A 21,948-nucleotide genomic window follows, 5' to 3' on the forward strand; every position below is an offset into this window, starting at 1 on the left:
GCTCTACCGACTGAGCTATCTGGGCATTTTAAACTTTCGTTTAAAAATAAATGGTGCCGACTATCCGAGTTGAACGGATGACCTACTGATTACAAGTCAGTTGCTCTACCAACTGAGCTAAGTCGGCACACTAAATCTGTGTGCTTGGCACGATATTGATGTTTAAATCATAAGTTAAACACCAATATACTAAATAATGGTGCCCAGAGGCGGAATCGAACCACCGACACGAGGATTTTCAATCCTCTGCTCTACCGACTGAGCTATCTGGGCGTGCGGCGTATTAAACGGGTTTTGCCTTCTCAAGTCAACTTTTTTTTGAGGATTCTAACTGTTTGCACAGTTTTCAATCAAGATTGCTGTTTTCAATAGTTTTTAGCCTATTTAACCAACAACTTTTATGCTTTTAAATTGACTCTCATCATAAAAGAGTTACCTCTGTTAAAAACGTGATGAATTTTTCTTCACAGATGGTAGGATTGTCTAAATATCAAGGAAATGTACCTAGCTGTAAAATTGTTGGATAAGAACCATGCCAAGTAAATCGAATTCACCTGTAAAAGGCTTACTACCGCTTTTTATAATTACGAATCTCGTCATCACCCTGTTAGCGGTCGTTGCTTTTTCGTTTTATCCAACTAATGATGAAGCACCAGTAAAAGAGTTGCAGCCAAATTTAACGGCCATTCAAGTTTCAAATCAATTGCGTGCCCCCCTTGTTAGTGCTTTAACAATGCCAGGGCAAGATAAAGTAAAAGAAGTACTGGATTTAAGCTTACTTCTTAATACTGGCTTTGATTACTATTTATATAGATACGAGTTTAACGGTGATGTTTCTTTAGTTTATGCAAACAACAAAGAGCTTATTCAACCCACTAAAGTCAATCAACAACTAGCTGAAAAAACACTAATACATACTGTTCTTGAATTTAATGACCAGCCTGTTGGCGAGTTAATTGTGAAACAACACCCTATTGAGCAGCCTATTACACAATCTTCTGTGCTTTCAATCGGTCTTGCTGGCTTAACGCTTCTAGCTTTAATTATATTATCTTTTGCCCTGAGTATTTTTATCAATAAGCGTTTTAGTAAAAGTAGTTCATCGTTAAATAAAGAGCTAAAAGCTATTACTGACAATGCGGACTACCAAGGGCAAGTAACTGAAACCCTTGACTTTGGCCTAGACTCTGTCGCAAAGCATGTAAATCAATTACTTAAAAAAGTTGAATCAGCAATTACCGAGAACAAAGCAGCACAAGCTGATTTGCAAAAATTACAAAACAGCCTAGAGACAGAGGTACAAAATCGTACTCTCGCTCTTGAGCAAGCAACTCTAAAAGCTGAACAAGCAAACGAAACTAAAACCACTTTCTTGGCTACCATGAGCCATGAGATTCGCACCCCAATGAACGGTGTTATTGGCACAATTGATTTACTTCGCCAAACAGAGCTTGATGGGGCGCAACATAGACTAAGTACAATTATTCGTGATTCTGCATTTTCGTTATTAGGGATATTAGATGACATTCTCGATTTCTCGAAAATCGAAGCGGGTAAATTAAATATCGATAACATTCCTTTTTCAGTATCTGACACGATTGAAGAAGTTGCCCGTGTTTTATCATCGGTTGCCAAAAAGCGTGACCTTGAACTAGAGCTCGCTATTGCGCCCGATATCCCAACAAACCTAATTGGCGACACGGTACGAGTTCGCCAAGTACTTTACAATCTATGTAGTAATGCAATTAAGTTCACTAGCACAGACGACAAGCAAAAAGGTCATGTAAAAATTTCGGTGGAGGTTGCACAAAACACCACTGATCACTACACATTACGCTTTAGTGTATTAGATAACGGTAAAGGGATGACGCAAGCGCAGCTTCGCGAAATATTTAATCCATTTATTCAAGCTGAAGGGTCAATAACCCGCGAATACGGTGGCACAGGGTTAGGTTTATCGATTTGTAAAAGCTTAACCGAACTAATGTTGGGTACAATTTCTGTAACCAGTGACTTAGGTATTGGCAGTGAGTTTGTCGTTGAATTACCTTTTAGTACGCAAGGTAAAGTTGATTATGCTCACAAACAAGTCATGAAAGATCAAAGAGTTGTTGTGGTCTCTAATCATGACGGTCGAAAAAAATTACTGACACGTTATTTATCATTTATGGGGGCAACACCAGTTATCGCCCAAAACAATGAGCAAATTGAAGTTGAGCAGGACCGAAAAGAGCTGATTTGGATCCTTGATGGGATCGAAACCATGGAAGATATTAACTATATCTTACGTCGCTTACTTTACACTTTAGAAGATAATAATCAGCAAGTTATCGTATTAAGTAGATTAGATGAAGCTGCCGTAAATCATAAGAATATTTTTTATCTAAATGCAGTACCATTATGTAAGTCAAACTTTATGATGTCACTTCTCGTAGCAGCTGGGTTACATAAGCCTAAACAAATTTCTTCTACCAAATCATTTAACGACTACCTAAGTGTTGATAAGGCTCGTGAAGAAAACAAGTTAGTACTTCTTGTTGAAGATAACGTGCTAAATCAGCAAGTGCTGACCGATCAGCTACATCTACTAGGCTATGGTGTTGAAATGGCTGAAAATGGTGAGAAAGGTTTAGAAGCATGGCGTGAAGGTAAGCACTCTATTATTTTAACTGATTTACACATGCCAAAAATGTCTGGTTACGATATGGTAGAAAAAATACGCCATGAAGCATCGCAACTTGAAGATATCAACGCCCAGCCTTATGTAATTGCTATAACAGCTAATGCGCTTAAAGGTGAAAAAGAGCGTTGTTTAAGCATAGGCATGAACGATTACATTACAAAACCTGTTGAGCTAAATGTGCTTGAAGGAACACTTCATAAATGTGCTTATAAAGCAAACCCAGAAGCTGCAAAATTGGAAAGTAAAAAACTTACAACACCAATTGATATGGATGTGCTAGGTAAATATGTCAATGATGAAGCGAAGAAGCTACGTTTCTTTAAGATGTATTTAGAACAGAGTAATCAACTCAGTAAAGAGGTAAACGCTGGGGTTATAGAATATGATTTAGATAAAATTATCACTTCTTGCCATCAGCTAAAGTCAATTTCGAAAACCATAGGAGCAATGAAGGTTGCTGAGCTTGCCGCTGGATTTGAACAAACCTGCAAAGAAGGCGAGCCTACAAGCGACGAATTAATTGCACTTAGAGATAGTTTCGAAATTGAATACTCTAAGGTGGCTCAGTTCTTAAAAGAACAAATTAACAAAGCCGAACAAGAAGCTGAATAATACAGATCAAAAAGGGCCATTACGGCCCTTTTTACTTTTGATTATGCGCTTATTTTTCTGGTGGACGGTAGCCTTCTATTTCTACGTCTTTACCTTCAAATAAGAAACCCACCATTTGCTCTTCTAAAAAAGCACGGTGCTCTGGGTCCATCATGTTCAGGTGTTTTTCGTTGATCAGCATTGTTTGCTTGTGTTGCCATTGGCCCCACGCTTCTTTACTGATGTTGTTGAAAATCTTTTCACCAAGCTCACCTGGGTATAGTTGGAAGCCTAAGCCTTCAGCTTCTTTTTGTAACTTTTGACAAAATACTGTACGTGCCATAATTGCTCTCTACTCTTATTGCGTGATGCTATTGTAATCTATTGCGCTTAATTGTTTAACCAGCTTTTTCGTTGGTGCAGCAAGACCAACCTCAACAGACTCATCAAGCGGATACCAAACCAGTTGTCGTTCATTAATGAGATCTGGAATGCTCGGCAAGGTTAAAACATGTGGATTGATGGTTAGCTCAAAATGCGAAAATACATGGGTAAAGGCTTCAAGTGCTTGCGTATTGTTTGATAAACCATGCTGGGCTAAAAATGTTTCTAACTCAGTTAATTCGCTAAACTCAAAAAAGCCAAACAATCCACCCCATATCCCTGAGCTTGGGCGCTTTTCCATAAGCACTTTATTGTCGCAGGCTAGAATGAGCTGATGGCATGACTTTTTCGGTACAGCTTTTTTAGGCTTTGAATGCGGGAACTCTTTTACTTTACCTTCTTTAAAAGCAAGGCATTTACTATTCAAAGGACAAGGCTCACAGTCAAACTTACTACGTGAACAAAGGCTTGCACCTAAATCCATCATTGCCTGATTAAACTCAGTAACCGACTCTTTAGGCGTTAATTGCGATGATAATGACCAAAGTTGATTTTCGACCTTTTTCACTCCGTACCAGCCTTCAACCATAAAAAAGCGTGCTAGCACTCGTTTAACATTGCCATCTAAAATTGGATGATGTTGACCAAGCGATAAAGACAAGATAGCCCCTGCCGTTGAACGACCAATACCCGGCAAGTCCATTACTTCTTCAAGCGTAGTTGGAAACTCACCTTGGTAGTTATCACGGACTATTTTTGCAGTTTTATGTAAGTTACGCGCTCGGGCGTAGTAGCCAAGGCCAGTCCAATGGTGTAACACCTGATCTTCATCGGCATTAGCAAGCGCAATAATGTCAGGAAAGCTTTGCATAAACTTTTCAAAGTATGGAATAACAGTCACCACTTGAGTCTGCTGTAGCATGACCTCAGAGATCCATACCTTATAAGGGGTTTTATTTAACTGCCAAGGGAGAGTTTTACGGCCGTGAAGGTGGTACCAGTCAACCACTTGGTTTGCAAACCAAGTTGACTCCTTATTGCTTAAATTCAAAATAACATCTTTACTTGCTGAAGCTCATTGCGGCCAAGTCTATTGTAGTTGGTTAGGCCAAGCAAGTCGAACAGCCCCTACTTTGCCTAAATAGCTAGCATATGGCTGCAATATTAATCTCATAAGATAAACAAGCCCAGACTATTGTACTCAAGGCGCAGGTCAGGGATAATACGCACCCTTTTTCTATCGTCAGTATTTTTATCAGGCCAAAATATATGAGTGACTCAAGTAACCCAAACCTCGAGCAAGCAAAGCAAGAGGGTAAATATATCCGCACGATTCGTAGTTTCGTAAAGCGCGAAGGTCGCCTCACAAAAGGCCAAGCGGCAGCCATCGAGAAGTGTTGGCCAACGATGGGCCTTGAGCATAAAAATGGCATGCTAAACCTAAAAGAAGTGTTTGGTAACGATAACGATGTGGTACTAGAAATCGGTTTTGGTATGGGTAAATCGCTAGTCGAAATGGCTAAAAACGCACCAGAGCTTAACTTCATCGGTATTGAAGTTCACCGCCCAGGTGTAGGTGCCTGTTTAATGGATGCCGACGAAGCAGGTGTAACAAACTTACGCGTATTCGAACACGATGCAGTTGAAGTTCTAGCTGATTGTATTGCCGATGAAAGCTTATCTAAGCTGCAATTATTCTTCCCTGATCCATGGCATAAAAAACGTCACCATAAGCGTCGTATCGTACAACCAGAGTTTGCGCAAAAGTTACGTAGCAAATTAAAAATTGGCGGTGTTTTCCATATGGCGACTGACTGGGAAAATTATGCTGAGCATATGCTTGAAGTAATGCAAGTTGCTGAAGGTTACAAAAACCAATCAGAAACTAACGATTACGTTCCTCGCCCAGATTCACGTCCACTGACAAAATTTGAGCAGCGCGGTCACCGTTTAGGTCACGGCGTATGGGATCTAATGTTTGAGCGTACTAAGTAACAAAAGGTAAAGCAGCATGAGTAAGTTAACCAACCCAAGTTTATTATTGCTTCGAAATGAAGACGAACTTGTTGGACAATCGATTTTAGTGGTTAACTTTGAGCAAGATGGCTTCTTACGCGAACTTAAAACGCTAAACCCTGACGCAAAAATTACTGCGTTCAGTTATAACCACGCAAATGCCATGTATGCTAGCAAAATTGCCCGTGTACATGCTGTGGTTAGCCACACTATTCCAGATAATAACTACGATTTAGTTATCTATTATTACCCAAAAGCTAAGCCCGAAGCACAAATGTGCCTCGATAACATTCGTGCTGTTTGTCATCAAGACGCGCAACTATTTGTGGTAGGTGAAAATAAAAGCGGTGTTAAATCAGCAGAGAAACAACTAAAAGATCACTGTGGTTTTAGTAACAAAATCGATAGTGCCAAGCACTGTATTTTGTATTTATTCTCTGAGCTTACGCTAAACGATAACTTTGCTATCGGTCGTTATCATAAGCAATTTCAAGTGAAAGCCGGCGATATTGAATTTACGGCGATTAGTGTGCCGGGCGTATTTAACCACGGTGCGCTTGATGTAGGTACCGCGGTACTTCTAAATAATGCGCCAAGTATTAGCAAGGGTAAAGTGCTCGACTTTGCATGTGGCGCAGGCATTATTGCTACTTATTTAGGAAAAAAGCAGCCTGAGCTTGAGTTTGTATGTAGCGATGTAAGTGCTCTTGCTACTTACGCCACAGAGCAAACACTTGCATTAAATAACCTTAAAGGCCAAGCGGTATTAAGTGATGGCTTATCTGATATTAATGGTAAATTCGACTTAATCATCAGTAACCCTCCTTTCCACACCGGTATTGCCACTGATTACACCATTGCCGAGGCATTTCTTAGCTCTGCAAAGCAACACTTGAGTAAGCAAGGTAAACTGACCATAGTTGCAAACAGCTTCTTAAAATACCCACCTATTTTAGAAGCGCAATTTGGCCAATACAGTACCGATTTCAAAAATACAAAATTTGCAGTTTACTCAGCTAAATAAAAGTTGAGTAAATAGCTTATTCGTAGCAAAAATATTTTTTAAAATATTTAGTTACTTTTAAATGTCTTTGCTAGACTAAACTCTTACTAATAAAATAAAAATTTAGGCTTTCTATAGCGCATGTCAATTTTATCGGCACAAACGAGTATTCGTAAGGCATTAACTAATGCGGTTATGCTTGTTACTGCGTTGTGCTTGTCTTTGTCTATCTCTATTTCGACCTACCTAGATGTAAAAGAACAAAAAGCCTTAATTGTCGATAAAATAACTATTCTATCTGAAATTATTGCATATAACGCCCAGGTCACAGTGTTATTTGATGATAACGAAACTGAAACAGAGCGCCTAAAATCTTTCGAGACAGTGCCGCTCATTAAAAACATTCACATATACGCAATTGACGAATTATCGAATGAGCCTGTTTTTTTCAGCAGCTTTAACGCCAATAGAACTCCGCCAGTTCCTATCAAAGTAAACAGTATCAGCGAGCTGTCTGAGCCAAAGTTTAAAGATGATGTAATAGAATTAATAAAACCAATCAAATATGAAGGAGAAGTGATTGGCTATGCCTATGTTCGTGGTGGCTTAGATAGGCTCAATCAGTATATTAACCGTAAAATCTTTATTGATATTTTACTAACCCTATTTGTTTTAGTGTTGGTGTATTTTGTTGCTCTGCGTATTCAAAAACGTATTGCGAACCCAATTGATGAACTGAGTAACTTGCTTCAAGATGTGTCAAAAAACCATAACTATGACACTCGCGCACAAAAAACTAATGTCGATGAAATTAATCAGCTTTCTAGCAGCTTAAATATCATGCTTGCCCGAACCCAAAAGCAAATCGAGCGCCACGAAAAAGACAAACAAGAAATAAAACAGCTTAACCAAAGCCTTGAAGAGAAAGTAAATCAACGTACTATTGCCTTGCGTGAGGCTAACCAAGAACTACTCAATACACTTGAGCGTATGCATCAATACCAAAATCAAATAGTAGAAAATGAAAAAATGGCCTCTTTAGGGCAAATGGTTGCAGGTGTAGCCCATGAGGTAAATACACCTATCGGCTTAGGTATTACGGGTTCAACTTTGCTGCGTGACAAGCTGGCAGAAATCAACGCGCAGTTTGAGCAAAAAACACTCACCTCAGCACATTTAAAACGCTTTATAACTGATGGCATTGAAAATCTAGATCTTATCTATCGCAACTTAAACCGAGCCGCAGAGCTAGTCTCAAGCTTTAAGAAAGTGGCAGTTAATCAAGATGTCGAAATAACCACTAACGTAAACTTATATAATTTATTAAATGATGTGATTATGTCGATGCGCTCAGAAATACAATATCGCAATCCTAAAATCACGATTAACTGCAATAATGACTTTAGTATTGAGACTAAATCGGGACCATTACAGCAGGTGTTACAGCAGTTATTGAGTAACTCTGTGATCCATGGTTTTAGCGACGAGCTTGATAACGAGATCACCTTTAACGTTGAGCGCAATGAAAGCAGCTTTATTATTCACTATTTCGATAATGGCGTTGGTGTTGAAAAGACGATTCGAAAACGTATTTTCGACCCATTTGTGACAACCAAACGAGGCGAAGGTGGAAGTGGACTAGGTATGCATTTAGTTTATAACCTGGTAACCCAAGCCTTAGGCGGTACAATAATTCACGATGAGTTAAATACCGAGGGTGCTCATTTTATTATTACTCTGCCCTTATCTGAAGGTAATGCATGATGAAAATCATATGTTGCCTTTTTGCTTTTGTTATTTACGCCACCCCGAGTTTTGCAAAATCACCAGAACAAGTAAAATCGGCGTTTTTATATCAAATTGCTAAGTTCACTAAGTTTACTGAAAGCATGGATCCTCCACCTATTTCTTTCTGTTTTTATAATGTAGAAACAGGGCCTGGGTCGTTCCTAAAGGACAAAAGTGAACTGCAAATTAACAAAAAACCTATCAAAGTTATTTTAGTGAAAAAAACTCAGCAAATTTCTGAACTTTCTCAGATTTGTGATATCACATACATTGATGAAACATTAGAAAATGATATACTTCCACTTTGGACCGATACAATTTCATTAAATACTTTAACTATAGGTGAAAGTATTCGCTTTTTAGAGAAAGGCGGAATAGCCTCTCTGGTTCAAGAAGGAAATAAAATCCGACTGTATATCAATAAGCAGCACGTATTGCAGCATAACTTTAAAGTGCAATCTCGATTGTTAGCTATGGCTAAGTTTTATCCAAATTGATTTTACTTGTTAACAATTGGATCTAATCCTATAATCTCTAGTATTCGGTTTTGCTTGATAATACCGAATTTTTGTAAATAAAATTTCCGAAAAGGTTAATATACAATGCAAACGCCAGTCATTCTGATCGTAGAGGATGAAGACGTAACTCGACTAAACCTCGTTAGTTTATTTGAAGCCGAAGGTTACAAAGTTATTGAAGCCATTGATGGCGATGATATGCATGACAAGCTTACAAATAATGATGATGTGAACCTTGTAGTTATGGATATCAACCTACCAGGTAAAAACGGGCTTATTTTAGCGCGTGAATTACGTCAAAAACGTAATGTTGGTTTAATTTTCTTAACAGGTCGTGACAACGACGTTGATCGCATTTTAGGTCTTGAAATTGGTGCTGATGATTACATCACAAAACCATTCAACCCTCGCGAATTAACTATTCGTGCTCGTAACCTTATTTCGCGCACAGCATTAGGTGGCGAAGAAGCGAATATCGAAACAAATGGTGTTATTACATTTAACGGTTGGGAACTTGATGAAAACAGCCGTTGTTTAACATCTCCAAGTGGCGACGCTAAGCGTTTACCTAAAGGTGAATACCGCGCACTTCGTTTAATGCTCGATTCACCGGGCCGTATTTTCAGCCGTGAGCAATTAATTAAGCACATGACTGGCCGTGAGCTTCGCGCAAATGACCGCACTGTAGACGTAACCATTCGTCGTATCAGAAAACACTTTGAAAGCGATAACAGCACCTCTGAGCTGATCAGCACCATCCATGGTGAAGGCTATCGTTTCATAGGTAAAATCGACAGCTAATTAGAATTAATCTTCTAACTGCTGTAAGAATAATTGGAGGGCGTCACGCCCTTCATTTATTTTAACTGCAAGTTCATCAAGCCACTGTTGTAACTCTTCACTACTTTCTTCAAGCGCGCCGTGTTCCATCTTCTTAGCATGTAACTGCACATCGTTTAAGCCTACAGAGCCAGCTGCACCTTTCAATTTATGCGCCACCGATTTGTATTCTTCTCTATCATCTTCAGCTAACGCATCTGCTAGCTCAGTTTGATACTGAGGGTTTAACTTATTAAATAACTCACAGCTACGATTAAAAATAACCAGCCCCATTGAGCCTACAAAGTCTTCGATGGTTTCTATATCGAGAAGCTCAACACGTATACACGATAAGTCTTTTTCCGTCACGGCTTTAATTGGCTCAGGCTGACAATTTTGTTGCTGTTTTATATCAAATAGCTCGCCGAGCATTTTATCGAGTTTAGTGGTGTTGATAGGCTTAGCGAGTGCACCTTGAATATTAATACCCGCAAGTTCTTCTTCGGCACTACGCACGTTGGCAGTCAAGGCAACGATTGGCAGCTTATCAAAGTGCTCATCATCACGAATTTGACGAGCAACTTCATCACCATTGATGTCTGGTAATTGCATATCAAGTAAAACGAGGTCTAAGTCATCTTCTGTGTAGACAAACGACAGCGCATCTTCACCAGTTTCAGCCCAAATAACTTCGTGGCCACGCTGCTCAAGTAAGTTGGTAGCAATCTCAGCATTTAGCGGCACATCTTCAACTAAAAGAATATTTAAGCTGCGTACCGCATAACTTTGCTCAGCTGGCGCAATACAAAGCTTAAGGGGAATTTCGACAACAAAAACACTGCCCTCACCTTCAGTACTGCTGACATTGATTTCACCTTTCATCGCAGTAACAAGTGCTTTAGTTACTGCAAGACCAATCCCTGAACCAATTGCATTGGTGCCTTTGATATCTGGTGCCTTATAGTACATGTCAAAAATACGGTGCAGCTGCTCTTGAGGAATGCCTTGACCGGTGTCGCTTACACGCATCACTAACCAAGGCCCATCAGCGCGATTCTCACGGCGACATTCAAGCTCAACATGACCCTGTTGGGTGAACTTAACCGCATTATTGATAAGATTCCAAACAACTTGACGTAAACGAGTCGGATCAAGTGACGCATAAACGTCTAACGTACCTTTGCGTTTAATATTGAACTCAAGCCCCTTTTGCTCAGCAATTAAGCCTGCAAAGTTCACCACATCATTTATAAAGTCGGCCACATTGACTGAGTCAGCAACAATATCAAGCTGCTCACGATCAATTTTATCCAAGTCGATAATATCGTTAAATATATTGCCAAGGGTTTCGGCACTTGAAAATACCGTGTTACACCAACTACGTTGTTGTTTATCAAGTTCTGTATCTAGCAACATGCGGGTTAAACCCACTATACCGTTAAGCGGTGTTCTTAGTTCATGACTTAGAGTCGCAATGAATTTACCTTTATCTTTGTAAGCCGCTTCAAGGGCCTGAGCCGCCTCTTTACGGCTGGTGATATCACGGCCAAAGGCAAGTAAACCAATGTACTCACCTTTTTCATTAATAAAGGGTAACTTACGCATCTCAAACCAACGCTTTTCACCATTAACAGGGTATTCAACGTCAAGTGTAAGAGCCTGGTGAGTTTGAGATACTTTTTTGTCAGTGCGAAGTACTTCTGGTAAATAATCACTTGGATAGATTTCTTCGACACTCTTGCCGATTAACTCATCGCTGCTTTTACCAATCACTTGTTCGAACATTTTATTACAGCCAGCAAACACACCATTGTTGTCGCGGTAATAAAACAAATCGGGAGATGAGTCGACAATAGAGCGTAATAACATGCCTTGTTGAGCTAGTTCTTGTTGAGTTTTCTTACGCTCAGCAATTTCGCGTCTTAGTTCTTCTATTGCTCTGTGCTTAGCATGAAACGCCATTTTACGTTCATCAATCTCTTCGTTTAAGCGACTGATATTGTCTTTTAGCGTTTGATTGAGCAGTTTTTCTTGTTTGGTTGCGCTATCTAGATAACTATAAGATGCTTCTAACTGGCGAATAGAATTGAGCAGCACTGTTATTAATATCGGCGATACTACTGCGGTAAAAAACAACACAGCTAAAACATCAACTAAAGTTACCGTACCGACTGCTACATAATAAAACATGCACGATAAAATCAGCGACATGACCAGTAATAAGGCATAACAGGCAGCGGCAGTTTTAAACTCACCGTACTTAGAAATAAAGCTTGAGAGTGTGCGAGCCCAGGGACTCAAAGAAGAATCAATCATATATTAAAGCTTAGGCACATAATCGAAAAAAAACAGCATAGTTAATTTTATCACTATTCCTTTAGAAATATTCATATTGTGCGATAAACATAGAATTTTTTCATCAACGCCGCTTTTTTATATTTTTTCATGTAAAATACCGCGCTTTAATAATTGCAAAGAATGAGTATTACCATGCAAACCACAATGCCAGATATTGCTGATACGGCTCCCGCCTTACAAACAGGTAAATTAGACTGGGTTGGCATGGGCGAAATTGAACTTCCTTTCATTTTTGAAACTCGCAATATTGCCCCTGTAAACGTAATTGCCAAGGCACGCGCTTTTGTAAACTTGCATAAAGAAGACGCCAAAGGCATTCATATGTCGCGTCTATTTTTAGCCCTTGATACCTTATCAACCGAGCAGCAAGTTAATCCACAAACTCTCAAGCAAGCACTTGATGCCTTTATTAGCAGCCATGATGATTTAAGTGACCAAGCACAAATCGAATTTAAGTTTGAGCTACCACTGCGCCGAAAATCTTTATTAAGTGGCAAAGTAGGTTGGAAAAACTACCCGATTCATCTGATCGCTAAGATCAACCAAGGCATTGTAAGCTTTGAGTTAATGGTTAATGTCACTTACTCGTCAACATGCCCATGTTCAGCGGCTCTTGCTCGTCAATTAATTCAAAATGCCTTTAGCGAAAAGTTTGCAGAGCAAAATGTTGATAAGCAAACTGTTTTAGAATGGCTAGGCACAACTGACGGGATTGTAGCTACACCACACTCACAGCGTTCAATCGCCAACGTGAAAGTAAAACTCGACAGCCAAATTGACAGCTTTGATGTGGTTGGCTTAATTGATGCTTTAGAAGCTGAGCTAAAAACGCCAGTACAAGCGGCGGTTAAACGTGAAGATGAGCAAGAGTTTGCCCGCTTAAATGGTCAAAACCTCATGTTCTGCGAAGATGCTGCACGTAAAATTAAAGGCTTACTTGAACAGCATAACTACGCAGATTACTGGCTACAAATAAACCACTACGAATCACTTCATGCCCATGACGCGGTAGCAATCGCAGTTAAAGGGGTTGCTGGCGGATACACGGCTTAAAAATTTCGGGTAGCTCCATACAGTTAGGCACGCTAATTGCTATTAGTTTTCAGTGTCAATTTGTTGTTGTGGAGTTACCGTATGGAATTCGCTTTATTATCAATTTTAGTATTAGTCGTCGTAGCCTCTGTTGTTGCGTCAAAGTTTACCGATGAAGGCGGAAACCCTTACCCTTTCACTCGTAAGCAAACTGTTTTTACGCAAGTTGAGAGTGCTTTTTTACACCTGCTAGAACGTGCTGTAGGTGACCAGTACAAAATCGTCAGCCGTGTTAAACTAATTGATTTAATCGACTGTAAGCAAGGCTTATCTGTCAAAGCTAAACGTGCTGCAATGGCTAAAGCCAAAAACAAACAGTTAGATTACGTGCTTATCGACAAGGACAAACTTAGCATTGTTGCCGCTGTTGATTTAGTAAATAACACCAACCGCGACGGCCATAAAGCACAACGTGACTGGTTTGTCAGTGGCGCGTTAGAAGCGGCAGGCATTCCGCATATTCGTATGAAAGTAAAATCAGGCTATCAACCAAGAGAAGTGCGAGACGCTATCATGTTTAAACTTGGTAAACCTGCAGCAGCACCGGCAAGACCTGCACGCAATCGAGTAACTAAACCAGCAGTACTATCACCATCACAAGCAAAAGCACACTCAACGGCGCTTGCAGAAATATAGTCCGTCATAATATTGGCAAAAGCAGACTTTAAGGTCTGCTTTTTTGTTTGTTTTAGACATTTTTAGGTATAATCATCCTATTCAATCTAAGGAATCAAATATTATGCACGTTGGTATTATTGGCGCGATGGAGCCAGAAGTAAAAATCTTACGCGAAGCAATGGTAAACCCAAGCATCATGACTAAAGCTGGTTTTACCTTTTACACCGGTGAATTAGCGGGTAACACTGTTACTTTAGTTCAATCTGGTATTGGTAAAGTAGCTTCTGCAGTAGCAACGACACTACTAATAGACAACTTCAGCCCAGATTGTGTGATCAACACAGGTTCTGCAGGTGGTTTTGAGCCATCGCTAAATGTAGGTGATGTCGTTATTTCTTCAGAAGTTCGTCACCACGATGTAGACGTGACTGCATTCGGTTACGAAATCGGCCAAGTACCACAAATGCCAGCGGGCTTTGCTGCGCACCCTAAATTGATTGAAGCGGCAGAGCAAAGCGTAAGCCAAATCAGCGATGTTAAAACCATGATTGGCCTAATTTGTACTGGTGATTCATTCATGTGTGACCCGGTAAGAATTGAAAAAACACGCGCAGAATTTCCAACTATGCTTGCAGTAGAAATGGAAGGTGCAGCAATTGCACAAGCTTGTCACGTGCTAGAAACACCATTTGTTGTTATTCGTTCAATGTCTGACATTGCTGGCAAAGAATCGCCGCAATCATTTGAAGAGTATATCGAAACTGCATCTATCAACTCATCTAAAATGGTTGTTGCTCTTTTAGAGAAGCTAACATCGGTGAGTTTATAAGGTGATTGCAAATATTGTTCAAAACCATTTGGACATTATTGTATTTTTTGTAGCGCTCTTAGCTGAGCGCTTCTTTCCTTTGGTTAGTTGGTATCATCCTAATACCTTTTTAAGCGTTATTTTCTCTGCCCTCAGCGATCGTTTATACAACCCAACGAATCCTAAAAGCTATCAATATTTAGCCTCAACTTTGGCTTTTACACTCACCATTTTAGTGATAGTGACATTAGTTGTGCTGTTTTTAGAGTTTGCTTTTTACCCTGAGTTATTAAGTGGCTTAATTTTATATTTGTTACTCAGTAGCCGCGCGCAAGAGAAGAAATCATTACGTATTGCCAGATTGCTCAAGCTCAACCAAAAAGCGACTGCTAGAGAGCTACTCTCGAGCCTTGTTGCCCGTGATGTATCACGTTTATCGGCTTCTGGAATTTGTAAAGCAACCATGGAGTCACTGGTGTTACAAAGTGCGCGGCATTATTTTGCCGTTATCTTCTTTTATCTACTTGGCGGCGCTATCCTTGCTTTAGTTTATCGCTTACTGACATTAATTCATCAAGCATGGCGAAAAAACCAAAAACCAAACAACCCGTTTTTGGCTACCATTGCTAAGTTACTATTTGTATTGGAGTGGTTACCCACTCGATTAGTTGCATTAACCATTGCAGCAACCAATGCCAGCAAACAATGTATTCATTACATTAAGCACTATGGCAGACATTTTTATCAAACCAATACGGGTTGGCTGTTAAGTGTTACATCGGCTGCTCTACAAGTGCAATTAGGCGGCCCTGCCCTTTACCAAGGTGAGCGCTTTAATAAAATGCGTGTTGGTACCGATCGCCTACCAGATGCCGATGATATTCCCGCTTTAGTGAATCGCTTAAATCAAGCGAAAGCATTTTGGTTACTACTTATCATCGCCATTGAAGTGGCTACGCTGTTTATTAACTAAAAAAAGGCACAAAAAAACCAGCCGCAGCTGGTTTTTATTCTGTTAGCTTATTTAAGCTAAGGTGATTTTAGCAAACTTACGTTTACCTACTTGGTAAATCTGTGTAGTGCCTTTAGCAACTTCAAGCTTAGTATCCGTTACTTTTTCTTCACCATTAATCTTTACAGCGCCTTGTTTAATCATACGCATTGCTTCTGACGTACTAGCTACAAGGTTCGCTTCTTTTAATAGATTAGTGATAAACACAGTGTCTTCAGCAATTGTTACTGTTACTTCAGGGATCTCATCTGGTAATGCATTCTTTTGGAAACGCTTGATGAAATCTTGATGAGCACCTTCGGCTGCTTCTTCGCTGTGGAAACGTGCAATCATTTCTTTGGCAAGCTCAATCTTAATGTCGCGCGGGTTTGCACCATCTGCAACACGTTGTTTAAGCGCTGCAATCTCTTCGATAGATAATGCACTTAATAAGTCATAGTAACGCCACATTAGCTCATCACTAATAGACATCACTTTACCAAACATGTCGTTAGGCTCATCAGTAATACCAATGTAATTACCTAATGACTTAGACATTTTCTGAACGCCATCAGTACCTTCAAGCAGTGGCATCATAAGTACTGTTTGTGGCTTTTGACCTTCGTCTTTTTGTAATTCACGACCCATTAATAGGTTAAAGCGTTGGTCTGTACCGCCAAGCTCAACATCAGCTTCTAATGCAACTGAGTCCCAACCCTGTACCAGTGGATATAAAAATTCGTGGATAGCAATTGATTGACCGCTGGCATAACGCTTTTTAAAGTCATCACGTTCTAGCATACGTGCTACTGTTTGACGCGCAGCCAGTTTAATCATACCTGCTGCACCTAAGTTCTCCATCCAAGTAGAGTTGAATGCAACTGTAGTTTTAGCAGGATCAAGAATCTTAAATACTTGCTCTTTATAGGTTTCAGCATTAGCTAATACATCTTCACGCGTTAACGGTTTACGCGTTACGTTTTTACCCGTCGGATCACCAATCATACCGGTGAAGTCACCGATCAAGAAAATCACTTCATGACCTAGGTCTTGGAAGGTTTTCATTTTGTTGATAAGAACTGTGTGACCTAAATGCAGATCAGGCGCAGTTGGATCGAAACCCGCTTTGATCTTAAGTTTCTTACCAGACTTTAGCTTTTCGACTAATTCGTCTTCAATTAATATCTCTTCTGCACCGCGTTTTATCTCAGCTAGAGCGGTTTGTAAATCCACTGTGTATTACTCCAAAAATTCAGCTACCGGGGCGTGGTGGCCTGTCAGGGTTATAAATATAGAGCTAAAAACTTTAAAATTTAGCTAGTTAGCACCAAAAAGCGACACTAGAAAAAAGCCTAACTTAAATAGTTTAAGAAACAGCCCTGAAGGCAGCGCGCATGATTGTTCTTTATACCGCGTTATTGCAATTTAATGAAGGGACTTTAGTTAACTAATGTAGATTTAGTTTAACCATAGACATCTGCTGCAATTTTAAACAAAAAAGTTTAACGCGCAGGCCAATTCTAGCGTAAAATAGCGCCAGTTTAAATCTACAAAACACTGGTATTTGCTCTATTTTAGGTATATCCTGCGATATTAGTATTTAAATTTCTTGACAGCAGAAAAGGCACGATATGGTTCACGTAGTGCACAAACTTCCCAAAAAACACAAACTGCTTATTCTCGGTTTGGTTTCTGCTATTGTCGGCTTGGCGTTATTGCCTTCTGAAAAAGCCACCGCATCAAAGGACAACAGTGCAAACGCACTTGAAATTGGCAAACGCTACGAATTACAAGTTAAAGTTGATGATAACGAAAAACTAACTGAGCTTAATTCGGAGCAAGCAGCAGCAAAACTTCCAGAATACGAGCTTATCGACCATGAAGTACGTAATGGCGATAATTTAGCACTTATCTTTAAACGTGCGGGTTTCTCAGCGCAAACATTACACAAACTAGTTAATACCAACGCTGAAACTCGTAAGTTAACAAAAATTCACCCAGGCGAAATCTTAAGCTTTGCAACCGCTGAAGATGGCTCTTTAGCGCAGCTTCGTTATGTGATCTCAAAAACAGATACCTTATACGTTACATTAAATGACGAAGGTAACTACGACACTTCTATCGATAGCAAAGAAATCGAAACGCTAAGTAAATCTGCAGGCGGCGAGATCTCTAATAGCTTTTGGACATCAGGCATTGCCGCTGGCTTAAGCGAGCGTCAAATTATGAATTTTGCTGACATCTTTGGTTGGGATGTCGACTTTGCTAATGACATTCGTAAAGGTGACCAATTTGGTCTTATTTACGAAGCTCACTATGTTGATGGTGAATACATTGGCGACGGTAAAATTATTGCCGCAGAGTTTATTAACCAAGGCGAGCGTTACACTGCTATTCGCCATACCGATGGTAACTTCTATACGCCTGAAGGCCGCAGCATGAAAAAAGCTTTCTTACGTGCGCCAGTTAACTTTAAGTATATTAGTTCGAGCTTTAACCCACGTCGTTTACACCCAGTGACCAAAACGGTAAAACCACATAACGGTATCGATTACGCAGCGCGTACAGGTACACCTGTTGTGTCATCAGGTAATGGTAAAGTGATTAGAGCAGGCTACAGTAAATACAATGGTAACTATGTATTTATTAGCCATGGCACACAATATGTAACTAAGTACTTACACTTAGACAAAAAGATGGTTAGAACTGGTCAGAAAGTGAAGCAAGGCCAAAAGATTGGTACGGTTGGTGCGACAGGTCGTGTAACGGGCCCACACTTACACTATGAATTCTTAGTAAACGGTGTACACCGTAATCCGAAAACGGTCAAACTACCTAAATCAGAGCCTTTACCGCGCGATGAGTTAGCTAAGTTTAAACCGATTGCTGATAACTTCTTAGCGCAATTACAACGTAACCGTGAGTTACAATTGGCGTTAAATAAGTAGTTAAGTAAACATATGAAAGCCGCTTCAATTGAAGTGGCTTTTTTGTGCCAAATAAACCCGGCTAAAACTATTATAGACTTTACTAAAATGAGTACTGATGGCACTGCGGTTTAATACAACTATTACCTTAAAAGAACATAGATAAGTTGAATAATCAGCGAAATCATCACCAGTGGCCAAATGTACTTTGCATACTTTGTCGCGCCATCAAGCCCCATTCTAGACTGATACTTTTCAAGTAGCGGTATCAGAATAACCAAGGCAACAAAAAGGCATAATAAGATAATAAAAACATTCATGGCGGCTTCCTTACACAACTATCATTTAACTACAATTTCTTTAGGGTGACCCTAGTCTATAGGCAAAAAAAAGCGCAGTAAAATAACTGCGCCAGTCGGTTGGAAGTAAATCGACTTAGCCAACAATCGCTAACAGAATACCTGCTGCAACGGCACTTCCTAATACCCCTGCTACGTTTGGTCCCATGGCATGCATTAACAAGAAGTTATGCGGGTTGCTCTCAAGGCCGACCTTATTAACCACCCGTGCTGCCATTGGTACCGCTGACACACCTGCTGCGCCTACTAATGGGTTGATTGGCGATTTAGAGATCTTATTCAGACCTTTTGCCATAAACACCCCTGACGCTGTACCAATTGCAAAGGCCAATGCACCTAACACCAAAATACCGATTGTTTCTACGGTTAAGAACTTATCGGCCGCAAGCTTTGAGCCTACCGCTAAGCCTAAGAAAATGGTGGTAATGTTGATGATTTCGTTTTGTGCACTATTGCTTAAACGATCAACCACGCCCGATTCACGCATCAAGTTACCTAGGCAGAACATGCCCACAAGCGGCGTTGCTGCTGGTAAAAACAAGATGGTTAAACTAAGCACCATTAACGGAAAAACAATTTTCTCTTTCTTCGATACTGTACGAAGTTGCGGCATTTGAATTTCACGTTCTTCTTGCGTTGTTAATGCACGCATAATTGGCGGCTGAATAATTGGCACAAGTGCCATATATGAATAAGCCGCTACTGCTATTGCACCAAGTAAATCAGGTGCCAGCTTAGATGCTAAGAAAATAGCTGTTGGACCATCTGCTCCACCAATAATGGCAATGGCCGATGCATCTTGAAGTGTAAACTCAAAACCAGGAATAAAGTTAAGTAGAATTGCACCAAATAAAGTAGCAAAAATACCAAACTGCGCAGCCGCGCCTAACAGCAACATACGCGGATTTGCTATCAAGGCACTAAAGTCTGTAAGCGCCCCCACGCCCATAAAGATCAAAAGTGGGAACACCCCAGAGTCAATCCCTATGTGATACACGTAATAAAGCAAACCACCCGGTTCAGATAACCCGGCTACAGGAATATTAGTTAAAATAGCCCCAAAGCCGATAGGTAATAACAATAATGGCTCAAATTTACGGGCGATTGCGAGATATAATAACCCGCAACCTACCGCAATCATTATTAATGCAGGAAAGGTAAAGTTAGCAATACCTGTCGCATGCCAGAGGTTTAAAACACCATCCATCCTCTGTCTCCTATGCTAGCGCGATTAGCGCATCGCCAGTGGCAACAGAGTCGCCCTCTGCTACTAATACTTCAGCTATTGTACCTGAGTGTGCGGCGCGAACTTCTGTTTCCATTTTCATTGCTTCCATTATGATAACCACATCACCTTCATTTACTGTTTGGCCAGCTTTTACTTTCACTTTGAAAATATTGCCTGCTAACGGCGCGTTTAAGGTTTCGCTAACAGACGCTGAGGCAGATTGAGGAATTAACTCACTGTCTTTTAGAGTTACTTCTTTTAGTTCACCACCTTGCGCTACAACGACATCGTAAACTTTACCGTCAACTTTAACGCTGTATTGCTCTGCTTTTGCAGGACTTGAAGCGGCTGGTTTGCTTTCTGACTTAGCAACTTCACCCGTTGGAATTGCTTCAAACGCATCAGGGTTGTTACGGTTTTTAATAAACTTAAGGCCAATTTGAGGGAATAATGCGTAAGTAAGCACATCATCAATCACGTCATCAGCAAGCTCTAAACCTTGCTCTTTAGCTTCACTTAATAACTCTGCTTCAAGCTTCTCAAGTTCAGGCTCAAGCTTATCAGCAGGACGGCAAGTGATTGCTTCAGCGCCATCTAGTACACGTTCTTGCAGCTCTTTATTCATTGGCGCTGGTGTTGCACCATACTCGCCTTTAAGCACACCCGCAGTTTCTTTCGTGATGGTTTTATATCGCTCGCCAGTCAACACATTAAGTACCGCTTGAGTACCAACAATTTGCGAGGTTGGTGTAACGAGTGGAATGTAACCTAAGTCTTCGCGAACACGCGGGATCTCAAGTAATACTTGATCAAGTTTATCAGCAGCACCTTGCTCTTTAAGCTGATTTTCCATATTAGTTAACATGCCGCCCGGCACTTGCGCTAATAAGATACGTCCATCAACGCCTTTAAGGCTGCCTTCAAATGCAGCATATTTCTTGCGTACGTCACGGAAGTAAGCAGCAATTTCTTCTAATTGGTTTAAATCAAGGCCTGTATCTCGCTCAGTGCCTTCTACAATTGAAACGATGGTTTCTGTGGCGCTATGACCATAGGTCATACTCATTGACGAAATAGCCGTATCAAGCATATCGATACCTGCATCGATCGCTTTTTGATAAGTTGCAGTGCTTAAACCTGTGGTTGCGTGGCATTGCATCGCAATAGGAATAGACACAGTTTCTTTTAAACCTTTGATCAACTGTTCACAATCATAAGGCTTTAATAAACCTGCCATATCTTTGATACAAATTGAATGACAACCAAGATCTTCTAGTTGTTTTGCAAGCTCAAGCCACATATCAAGCGTGTGGACTGGGCTTACTGTGTACGAAATAGTACCTTGGGCATGAGCACCTACTTTAACAGCAGCTTTAATGGCAGTTTCAAGGTTACGCACATCGTTCATCGCATCGAAAATACGGAAAACATCAACACCGTTTTTGTGGGCACGCTCAACAAACTTTTCGACTACATCATCAGCATAATGACGGTAACCTAGGAGATTCTGTCCGCGTAGTAGCATTTGTTGCTTAGTGTTTGGCATTGCCGCTTTTAGCTCGCGAATACGTTGCCAAGGATCTTCACCTAAATAACGGATACACGAGTCAAACGTCGCACCACCCCATGATTCAATTGACCAATAACCCGCATTATCGAGTTTTTCTGCCATGGGTAGCATGTCGTCTAAGCGCATACGCGTTGCCAAAAGAGACTGGTGTGCGTCACGCAATACTAATTCGGTTAGTTTTAATTTAGCCATGTT

At 40.4% G+C, this 21,948-nt stretch carries 17 protein-coding genes and 2 tRNA genes; 11 read left to right on the top strand and 8 right to left on the bottom strand.

Annotated features, from left to right (window positions below; all coding sequences use genetic code 11):
- Positions 1-51: 51 nt before the first annotated feature.
- Together CWC02_RS07955 and CWC02_RS07960 are read right to left on the bottom strand one after the other, a co-directional pair.
- Positions 52-127, bottom strand: a tRNA-Thr gene (locus CWC02_RS07955).
- 70 nt (positions 128-197) lie between these two features.
- A tRNA-Phe gene (locus tag CWC02_RS07960) sits at positions 198-273 on the bottom strand.
- 259 nt (positions 274-532) lie between these two features.
- On the opposite strand from CWC02_RS07960, the gene CWC02_RS07965 reads away from it, so the two are divergent.
- On the top strand, positions 533-3,295 hold the full coding sequence (locus CWC02_RS07965; RefSeq protein WP_138602055.1) for an ATP-binding protein: 2,763 nt from the start codon (positions 533-535) through the stop codon (positions 3,293-3,295).
- Positions 3,296-3,344: 49 nt separating this feature from the next.
- Here CWC02_RS07965 and CWC02_RS07970 read toward each other — a convergent pair whose 3' ends face one another.
- Complete coding sequence (locus CWC02_RS07970; protein WP_036970432.1) at positions 3,345-3,617, bottom strand: oxidative damage protection protein; 273 nt, start codon at positions 3,615-3,617, stop codon at positions 3,345-3,347.
- Positions 3,618-3,632: 15 nt separating this feature from the next.
- Entirely contained in the window at positions 3,633-4,709 is a 1,077-nt protein-coding gene (gene mutY / locus CWC02_RS07975) for an A/G-specific adenine glycosylase (protein WP_206004068.1), read from the bottom strand.
- Positions 4,710-4,927: 218 nt separating this feature from the next.
- Here mutY and trmB point away from each other — a divergent pair, with 218 nt between their 5' ends.
- The 5 genes from trmB to arcA all read left to right on the top strand — a co-directional run bounded on the left by trmB (position 4,928) and on the right by arcA (position 9,784).
- Positions 4,928-5,653: a tRNA (guanosine(46)-N7)-methyltransferase TrmB gene (trmB, locus tag CWC02_RS07980; RefSeq protein WP_054551299.1), complete on the top strand. Its 726-nt coding sequence runs from the start codon at positions 4,928-4,930 to the stop codon at positions 5,651-5,653.
- Between the two features lie 16 nt (positions 5,654-5,669).
- Positions 5,670-6,698: a 16S rRNA (guanine(1207)-N(2))-methyltransferase RsmC gene (gene rsmC, locus CWC02_RS07985; protein ID WP_138617519.1), complete on the top strand. Its 1,029-nt coding sequence runs from the start codon at positions 5,670-5,672 to the stop codon at positions 6,696-6,698.
- Between the two features lie 120 nt (positions 6,699-6,818).
- The gene (locus CWC02_RS07990) at positions 6,819-8,441 is read left to right on the top strand and encodes an ATP-binding protein (protein WP_054551297.1); all 1,623 of its coding nucleotides are present in this window, start codon (positions 6,819-6,821) and stop codon (positions 8,439-8,441) included.
- Positions 8,438-8,962, top strand: coding sequence for a YfiR family protein (locus CWC02_RS07995; RefSeq protein WP_249364087.1), 525 nt, complete (start codon positions 8,438-8,440; stop codon positions 8,960-8,962). The genes CWC02_RS07990 and CWC02_RS07995 overlap by 4 nt, the downstream gene beginning before the upstream one ends.
- A 105-nt stretch (positions 8,963-9,067) precedes the next feature.
- Positions 9,068-9,784, top strand: a complete 717-nt coding sequence (gene arcA / locus CWC02_RS08000) for a two-component system response regulator ArcA (protein ID WP_054551295.1) — start codon at positions 9,068-9,070, stop codon at positions 9,782-9,784.
- A gap of 6 nt (positions 9,785-9,790) precedes the next feature.
- Here arcA and arcB read toward each other — a convergent pair whose 3' ends face one another.
- Positions 9,791-12,118 carry an aerobic respiration two-component sensor histidine kinase ArcB gene (gene arcB / locus CWC02_RS08005; protein ID WP_138617521.1) on the bottom strand — a complete coding sequence of 776 codons (2,328 nt, stop codon included), beginning with the start codon at positions 12,116-12,118 and terminating at the stop codon, positions 9,791-9,793.
- A 174-nt stretch (positions 12,119-12,292) separates the two neighbouring features.
- Between arcB and folE2 the strand changes: the two genes are divergently transcribed.
- The 4 genes from folE2 (at position 12,293) to CWC02_RS08025 (ending at position 15,651) form a co-directional block, all read left to right on the top strand.
- Entirely contained in the window at positions 12,293-13,213 is a 921-nt protein-coding gene (gene folE2 / locus CWC02_RS08010) for a GTP cyclohydrolase FolE2 (protein ID WP_138617523.1), read from the top strand.
- 81 nt (positions 13,214-13,294) lie between these two features.
- Positions 13,295-13,888, top strand: a complete 594-nt coding sequence (locus CWC02_RS08015; protein ID WP_054551292.1) for a DUF2726 domain-containing protein — start codon at positions 13,295-13,297, stop codon at positions 13,886-13,888.
- A gap of 103 nt (positions 13,889-13,991) precedes the next feature.
- On the top strand, positions 13,992-14,699 hold the full coding sequence (gene mtnN, locus CWC02_RS08020) for a 5'-methylthioadenosine/S-adenosylhomocysteine nucleosidase (protein WP_054551291.1): 708 nt from the start codon (positions 13,992-13,994) through the stop codon (positions 14,697-14,699).
- Between the two features lies 1 nt (position 14,700).
- Positions 14,701-15,651 carry a cobalamin biosynthesis protein CobD/CbiB gene (locus tag CWC02_RS08025; protein ID WP_138617525.1) on the top strand — a complete coding sequence of 317 codons (951 nt, stop codon included), beginning with the start codon at positions 14,701-14,703 and terminating at the stop codon, positions 15,649-15,651.
- A gap of 51 nt (positions 15,652-15,702) precedes the next feature.
- On the opposite strand, the gene tyrS is transcribed toward CWC02_RS08025, so the two are convergent.
- A complete protein-coding gene (tyrS, locus tag CWC02_RS08030) occupies positions 15,703-16,902 on the bottom strand; it encodes a tyrosine--tRNA ligase (RefSeq protein ID WP_138602042.1) in 1,200 nt (399 codons plus the stop codon).
- A 398-nt stretch (positions 16,903-17,300) separates the two neighbouring features.
- Here tyrS and CWC02_RS08035 point away from each other — a divergent pair, with 398 nt between their 5' ends.
- Positions 17,301-18,617, top strand: coding sequence for a peptidoglycan DD-metalloendopeptidase family protein (locus CWC02_RS08035; protein ID WP_054551288.1), 1,317 nt, complete (start codon positions 17,301-17,303; stop codon positions 18,615-18,617).
- A gap of 414 nt (positions 18,618-19,031) precedes the next feature.
- Here CWC02_RS08035 and CWC02_RS08040 read toward each other — a convergent pair whose 3' ends face one another.
- Together CWC02_RS08040 and oadA are read right to left on the bottom strand one after the other, a co-directional pair.
- A complete protein-coding gene (locus CWC02_RS08040; RefSeq protein ID WP_138602040.1) occupies positions 19,032-20,162 on the bottom strand; it encodes a sodium ion-translocating decarboxylase subunit beta in 1,131 nt (376 codons plus the stop codon).
- 10 nt (positions 20,163-20,172) lie between these two features.
- Positions 20,173-21,945 (bottom strand): sodium-extruding oxaloacetate decarboxylase subunit alpha, encoded by a 1,773-nt coding sequence (oadA, locus tag CWC02_RS08045; protein WP_054551286.1) that lies wholly within the window; start codon positions 21,943-21,945, stop codon positions 20,173-20,175.
- Positions 21,946-21,948 lie beyond the last annotated feature (3 nt).

Source organism: Pseudoalteromonas sp. S2721 (genome assembly GCF_005887425.1).
Taxonomy (GTDB): domain Bacteria; phylum Pseudomonadota; class Gammaproteobacteria; order Enterobacterales; family Alteromonadaceae; genus Pseudoalteromonas; species Pseudoalteromonas simplex.

Coding starts and splice junctions, on each gene's coding strand:
- mtnN (WP_054551291.1), top strand. CDS start 13,992: ATGCACGTTGGTATTATTGGCGCGATGGAGCCAGAAGTAAAAATCTTA.
- CWC02_RS08040 (WP_138602040.1), bottom strand. CDS start 20,162: ATGGATGGTGTTTTAAACCTCTGGCATGCGACAGGTATTGCTAACTTT.
- trmB (WP_054551299.1), top strand. CDS start 4,928: ATGAGTGACTCAAGTAACCCAAACCTCGAGCAAGCAAAGCAAGAGGGT.
- rsmC (WP_138617519.1), top strand. CDS start 5,670: ATGAGTAAGTTAACCAACCCAAGTTTATTATTGCTTCGAAATGAAGAC.
- folE2 (WP_138617523.1), top strand. CDS start 12,293: ATGCAAACCACAATGCCAGATATTGCTGATACGGCTCCCGCCTTACAA.
- arcB (WP_138617521.1), bottom strand. CDS start 12,118: ATGATTGATTCTTCTTTGAGTCCCTGGGCTCGCACACTCTCAAGCTTT.
- CWC02_RS07965 (WP_138602055.1), top strand. CDS start 533: ATGCCAAGTAAATCGAATTCACCTGTAAAAGGCTTACTACCGCTTTTT.
- CWC02_RS07990 (WP_054551297.1), top strand. CDS start 6,819: ATGTCAATTTTATCGGCACAAACGAGTATTCGTAAGGCATTAACTAAT.
- oadA (WP_054551286.1), bottom strand. CDS start 21,945: ATGGCTAAATTAAAACTAACCGAATTAGTATTGCGTGACGCACACCAG.
- arcA (WP_054551295.1), top strand. CDS start 9,068: ATGCAAACGCCAGTCATTCTGATCGTAGAGGATGAAGACGTAACTCGA.
- CWC02_RS08015 (WP_054551292.1), top strand. CDS start 13,295: ATGGAATTCGCTTTATTATCAATTTTAGTATTAGTCGTCGTAGCCTCT.
- CWC02_RS08035 (WP_054551288.1), top strand. CDS start 17,301: ATGGTTCACGTAGTGCACAAACTTCCCAAAAAACACAAACTGCTTATT.
- CWC02_RS07995 (WP_249364087.1), top strand. CDS start 8,438: ATGATGAAAATCATATGTTGCCTTTTTGCTTTTGTTATTTACGCCACC.
- CWC02_RS07970 (WP_036970432.1), bottom strand. CDS start 3,617: ATGGCACGTACAGTATTTTGTCAAAAGTTACAAAAAGAAGCTGAAGGC.